Annotated in this window: 5 protein-coding genes; 4 read left to right on the forward strand and 1 reads right to left on the reverse strand. The window is 56.7% G+C overall.

Features of this window, described 5'->3' with window-relative positions; genetic code table 11:
* From KHU33_RS25075 to KHU33_RS25085, 3 genes are all read left to right on the forward strand, one after another.
* Positions 1 to 649: SDR family NAD(P)-dependent oxidoreductase (locus tag KHU33_RS25075; RefSeq protein WP_211468101.1), on the forward strand; the 649-nt coding region annotated here is incomplete at its 5' end.
* 366 nt (positions 650 to 1,015) lie between these two features.
* Positions 1,016 to 2,116 carry a patatin-like phospholipase family protein gene (locus tag KHU33_RS25080; protein ID WP_211468103.1) on the forward strand — a complete coding sequence of 367 codons (1,101 nt, stop codon included), beginning with the start codon at positions 1,016 to 1,018 and terminating at the stop codon, positions 2,114 to 2,116.
* A 102-nt stretch (positions 2,117 to 2,218) separates the two neighbouring features.
* On the forward strand, positions 2,219 to 3,859 hold the full coding sequence (locus KHU33_RS25085; RefSeq protein WP_211468105.1) for a methyl-accepting chemotaxis protein: 1,641 nt from the start codon (positions 2,219 to 2,221) through the stop codon (positions 3,857 to 3,859).
* Positions 3,860 to 4,120: 261 nt separating this feature from the next.
* On the opposite strand, the gene KHU33_RS25090 is transcribed toward KHU33_RS25085, so the two are convergent.
* Positions 4,121 to 4,459 (reverse strand): helix-turn-helix domain-containing protein, encoded by a 339-nt coding sequence (locus tag KHU33_RS25090; RefSeq protein ID WP_211468106.1) that lies wholly within the window; start codon positions 4,457 to 4,459, stop codon positions 4,121 to 4,123.
* 281 nt (positions 4,460 to 4,740) lie between these two features.
* Here KHU33_RS25090 and KHU33_RS25095 point away from each other — a divergent pair, with 281 nt between their 5' ends.
* Entirely contained in the window at positions 4,741 to 5,520 is a 780-nt protein-coding gene (locus KHU33_RS25095; RefSeq protein ID WP_211468108.1) for an SDR family NAD(P)-dependent oxidoreductase, read from the forward strand.
* Positions 5,521 to 5,530 lie beyond the last annotated feature (10 nt).

The raw sequence follows: 5,530 nt of genomic DNA on the forward strand, positions 1-5,530 counted from the left end.
GCTGGAAAGAGAAGGGCGCATCATCACCGGGCTGCTCAACGACGGGCAAGCCAAAGCAAAATTCTGGCGACTCGATGTCAGCGACGGCAACGCGGTGCAGAGAGTGATCGCCGCTGTCGAGGCGCATTTCGGCCGCATCGATATTCTGGTCAACAGCGCCGGCGTCGATGCCGACAATCCGTCCGCGCAGGGACTGCCGCTCAGGCAATGGGAGAGGGCGATGCAGCTCAACGTCAAAGGCAGCATCCTGTGCAGCAAGCATGTGCTGGCCGCCATGGAGCGGGCCGGCGGCGGCTCTATCGTCAATGTGCTGTCGCTGTGCAATATGGATGATGAGCGCCAGGAGGCGGCCGATCATGTCGCCAAAACCGCACTGCGCATGGCCAACCTGAATGCCATGCGTTACGCCGCACGCAACGTTCGCGTCAATTCCATCCACCCTAGTCTGGTGCGCCCGCCGGCGCTGGCCGTAGCTATGCGCGAGCGAGGTGATCTGCCGCAGGTATTGAGCGACAGGGCCGAACTGCAAATGTTGGGCCGCAGCGGTTCGGCCGCCGATGTCGCGGCGGCGATCTTGTATCTGGTGTCGGACGCCAGCCGCTTTGTCAGCGGCAACGAACTGGTGATTGATGCCGGGTATGGCAGGTAGCCGCCGTATGTTGACTGCGCTGGATTACAGCGATTTATGGAACAGGACGCGATGTTGTCCTTCGCCGGCATAATTGAGAGCTACCGGGATGCCATCGATTTTTCGTCAACCGCCTGCCAGCACCAATATCGCTCATTCCAACAATCCGTCACCGGAATTTGCCTTATCGAAGTGCAAATACATCAATAAATTGGTGCATCGCAAAAATAATTGCAACAAGCCCTTGACTTCATCCTTCAACTTGCCGATATAGGAGATGTTGTCCTACGGAATCAATTTGGAAGTCCGCTGCGGCAGGTAGTTCTTACCGGCTCTTGCGTTCGGCCATGCTGCTTCCTACGACACAACACAACCAAGGGAGTGCGCATGACAAATACAACAAGTCGGGCAGCAACAGGCAAGAAAGGTTTACTGATCGGCGGCGGCGCGCCGAATTCTCCTCTTATAGCGGGGGCGCTGGCAGCGTTTCTCGACGAAGGCATAGAGTTCGACGTGATTTCAGCATCCGGCGCCGGCGTATTAATGGGGCTGCTATACACAGTCCCGCAAGGCGGCAAGCCGCGCGAAGCGTTAGCGCACTGGGCCGAAATGGGCGTGGCGGATTCGGTCTACGATATATTTCCGGTCAATTACAAAGTGTTCATGAAACCCAGCGCTCAGGCCAGCACTTACCGTGACGCATTGACCTCGTTTCCACTGACGCGCCCTTTTTTCGACGCGTTCGCAAACGATTGCGCGCGCGGCCCCTGGTCCGATTGGACGGGTCTGATGCTGGCCTCGATGTCGCCCAGCAACCTCAGATCGAAAAGTCTCGGCTTGTGCGCCAACCTGCCGTTTGTGGAGAAAGCCATCGACTTCGCGGCGGTGCCGGCGATGAAACCGGAGTTCTACATCAACGCCTACAACCTGACCCAGGGACAGATGAAGATCTGGAGCAAGCAAGAGATCGGGCCGGCACATGTACGGGCAGCGCTATCTTTCCCTTTCATCTATGCGCCTACCCAGATCGATGGCGACGATTACATCGAAGGGGCGGCGCTCGACACCATCAACTTTACCCCGTTCGTGTCTGCTGACGGCATGCCGGGCCAGCATGACGATCTGGAAACGCTGGTTGTGCTCGACATTCTGGGCGACGCAAAACTGATACGCAAACCGCGCAATCTCTACGATGCCTGGGTTCGTTCGATCATCACGCCCCTGGTAAAGATCGCCAAGAGCGAACTGCGCCTGTTCGAGCTGGAGCACAACACCGATCCCGCCACCGGCAAGCCGAAACGCAACCTGCTCAAACTCGACCTGATGGGCGCCATTCCGGTTGAACACTGGCCGGAGGTGCTGGACTGGTCGAAATCCAACATGAAGCTGCTGTTCGATGTCGGCTACAAAGCCGGCCTGTCGTTCTGCCGCGAGCACGCGGAAATATTGGGCGGAGTGAATGAAGACGATCAAGCGCTGGCAGCCTGACCAAGCGGCAGTACGCATAAAAAAATAACGGCAATGCCTTTAGGCTCGGAGGTGACATTTGATTTCTAAAAATAATATCAATCACAAACGGAAAATTAAGCTATGACAATCACCAAACGCCTGATCCTCACTCTGTCGGTCGCATTGCTTGCACTGATTTTTGTCGGTGCCTACGGGCTTAGACAGATGGCCCAATCGCAACAGCGCCTAGATCTGGTGCAGCGTGACACCATCCCCAGCATCGTCAACCTGAATCAAATCAAAGGCAACCTTGCCGCAGTGCGGATTGCTCTTTTCAAAGGCAGCGTCCTGTCCAACGGCACGAACGACAGCATGTCGGACAAATCCATCTCCGACGCCCAGAGCAAGTTCGACGACGCGCTTGAAAATTACGCCAAAAACAACGTTACCGATGACACCGACCGCCAGATGCTGGAGGCCGACAAAAAAGCGATGGCAGCTTATCGCAGCGCACTTGAACCCTTCATAGAACGATCCCGCGCCGGCGATCGGGAAGGCGTGCGGACCACCCTGGCCGGCGGCACGCCGCTGGCCTCCGCGGCCAGCGCCATCAATAATGCGATCAACGATCACATCGCCTACAACGTCAAACTCGCCGCGATTGCGAACGAACAAAACACGGCCGCCTATGGCTTCGCGTTCAAGATCATGCTGGCGGTGATTGTCGTCGCAGTGCTGCTGGTTGGCGCAATGGCAGCGCATCTGTTCCACATCATCCGCAGCAGCCTCGGCGGCATCCAGGACACATTGCAAAACGTCAGCCAGTCGCTCGATCTCACGCAACGCGCGCCGGTAGCGCGCATGGATGAAATCGGCCGCACCGCGCTGGCGTTCAACAGCTTACTGGCGCGCATTGCCGAAGCAATGCGCAGCGTGCGGCTATCCACCGATGCAGTGAGCAGCGCCTCGCAGCAGATCGCCGCCGGTAACGTCGACCTGTCGTCGCGCACCGAGCAGCAAGCTGCCTCGCTGGAACAAACCGCATCGAGCATGGAAGAGTTGACCGCCACCGTCAAACAGAATTCGGACAACGCGCAGCAAGCCAATCTGCTGGCCGGATCCGCCTCCGCCGTTGCAATCGAGGGCGGCAATGTAGTCAGCCAGGTGATCGTGACGATGAGTTCGATCAATGATTCATCCAAGAAGATCGCCGACATCATCGGTGTGATCGACGGCATTGCGTTTCAAACCAATATCCTGGCGTTGAATGCTGCCGTCGAAGCCGCCAGGGCAGGCGAACAAGGACGCGGTTTTGCGGTAGTCGCCACTGAAGTCCGCAATCTGGCGCAGCGTTCTGCCGCCGCCGCCAAAGAAATCAAAACCTTGATCGACGATTCGGTCAATCAGGTCGTCGCCGGCAGCAAGTTGGTCGAACAGGCCGGAGCGACGATGAGCGAAGTCGTTGCCAGCGTCAAACGGGTCACCGGCATCGTTGCTGAAATCTCTGTTGCAAGCCAGGAACAAAGCAGCGGCATCGAACAGGTCCACGTCGCGATCACCCAGATGGACAAGGCCACGCAGCAGAACGCAGCCTTGGTGGAAGAAGCTGCCGCAGCCGCACAGTCGCTCCAGGACCAGGCAACCGGTCTGGCAGAGGTGGTCAACGTGTTCCAGCTCGGCGAGAAGCAAGCGGTCCATCGAGAATCGGTCAAGCGAACAGTGGATATCACGCCGCAAGTAACAAGAATTACCGGGGTATCGAACAATATCGAGTGGGCGTAGTTGAACACGGGCCATGCATGGGTAAGGCCAAGCTCATCTCGAAAATAATTTCGCACCAATATGACAGCGCGACCAAGTAAAACGAAAGCGTGGAAGTGATGAGCGTGATGCTCCCGGCGCTTGACCAAGCGTCGGGAATTTTGAAGCTACGCAACGCAAATTCATCCACCTAAGAATTATTTAACCAATGGGAAAGGTGGCGTTATCCCCCAAGCTTTAGTTCGTGTTACTAACGCCGACCCAAGGTGGGGGACTGCCTCACTATTTCTTTGAAGCTAATTTCTTCGCCCAAACCTGTACTTGCTCGACCAAGAATAATCGATCGGCGTCCTTTAACGGTTCCAGCTGCGAAATGATGTTGTCTGCCAACGCAGTGGTATTTGCAGACGCGCCATCAAATAGTCTCCCCACTGGGATGTTCAGCTCATCGGCGATCTTATCTAGCGTTGGCAGGCCCGGTGTGACGACTCCGCGTTCTATTCTGGACAGCGACACCGTATCGATCCCCACCGCCTCAGCCACGTCTGCTTGAGTTCGCTTGCTTGCCTTCCTGGCGGCGGCAATATTCTTCCCAATTCGTTGTGCGATGTTGTCACTCATGGACTGGCTATAAGTTGCTAAGTTGAAGCAAGTTATGTTGTCTTAGTGGGTACTTTTGTGTAATATCTCAATATGCCTATATTAGGCATATTGTGTTTTATTTGTCGTTTTTATGTTGGCGTCGAAGGCATATCTATCAACATTAAATTTATGAAGATGATTTATGCGCTGGAGTGCAACCGCTGCAAGCATGTCACTCAAGTTGCAGGAGCCAACGATGCCAATGCCAAGCTAACGCTAGCGCATGTTCAAGCCGCGCCGCACAGAGTAAGGAAAACAAAATGAGCCAACTTTCAACCTACTTCCCCCTCAAGAACAAGGTCGCGCTGATCACCGGTGCGGCACGCGGCATGGCGTTGCAGATCGCATGCGCGCTTTCCGCCGCCGGTGCGCGGCTGGCGATTCTGGATGAGCTGGAAAGAGAAGGGCGCATCATCACCGGGCTGCTCAACGACGGGCAAGCCAAAGCAAAATTCTGGCGGCTCGATGTCAGCGACGGCAACGCGGTGCAGAGAGTGATCGCCGCTGTCGAGGCGCATTTCGGCCGCATCGATATTCTGGTCAACAGCGCCGGCGTCGATGCCGACAATCCGTCCGCGCAGGGACTGCCGCTCAGGCAATGGGAGAGGGCGATGCAGCTCAACGTCAAAGGCAGCATCCTGTGCAGCAAGCATGTGCTGGCTGCCATGGAGCGGGCCGGCGGTGGTTCCATCGTCAATGTGCTGTCGTTGTGCAATATGGATGATGAGCGCCAGGAGGCGGCCGATCATGTCGCCAAAACCGCACTGCGCATGGCTAACCTGAATGCCATGCGCTACGCTGCACGCAACGTTCGCATCAATTCCATCCACCCTAGTCTGGTGCGCCCGCCGGCGCTGGCCGTAGCTATGCGCGAGCGCGGTGATCTGCCCCAGGTATTGAGCGACAGGGCCGAGCTGCAAATGTTGGGCCGCAGCGGTTCGGCCACCGATGTCGCGGCGGCGATCTTGTATCTGGTTTCGGACGCCAGCCGCTTTGTCAGCGGCAACGAACTGGTGATTGATGCCGGGTATGGCAGGTAGCCGCCGTATG

The organism is Collimonas silvisoli (assembly GCF_018305005.1).
GTDB lineage: Bacteria > Pseudomonadota > Gammaproteobacteria > Burkholderiales > Burkholderiaceae_D > Collimonas > Collimonas silvisoli.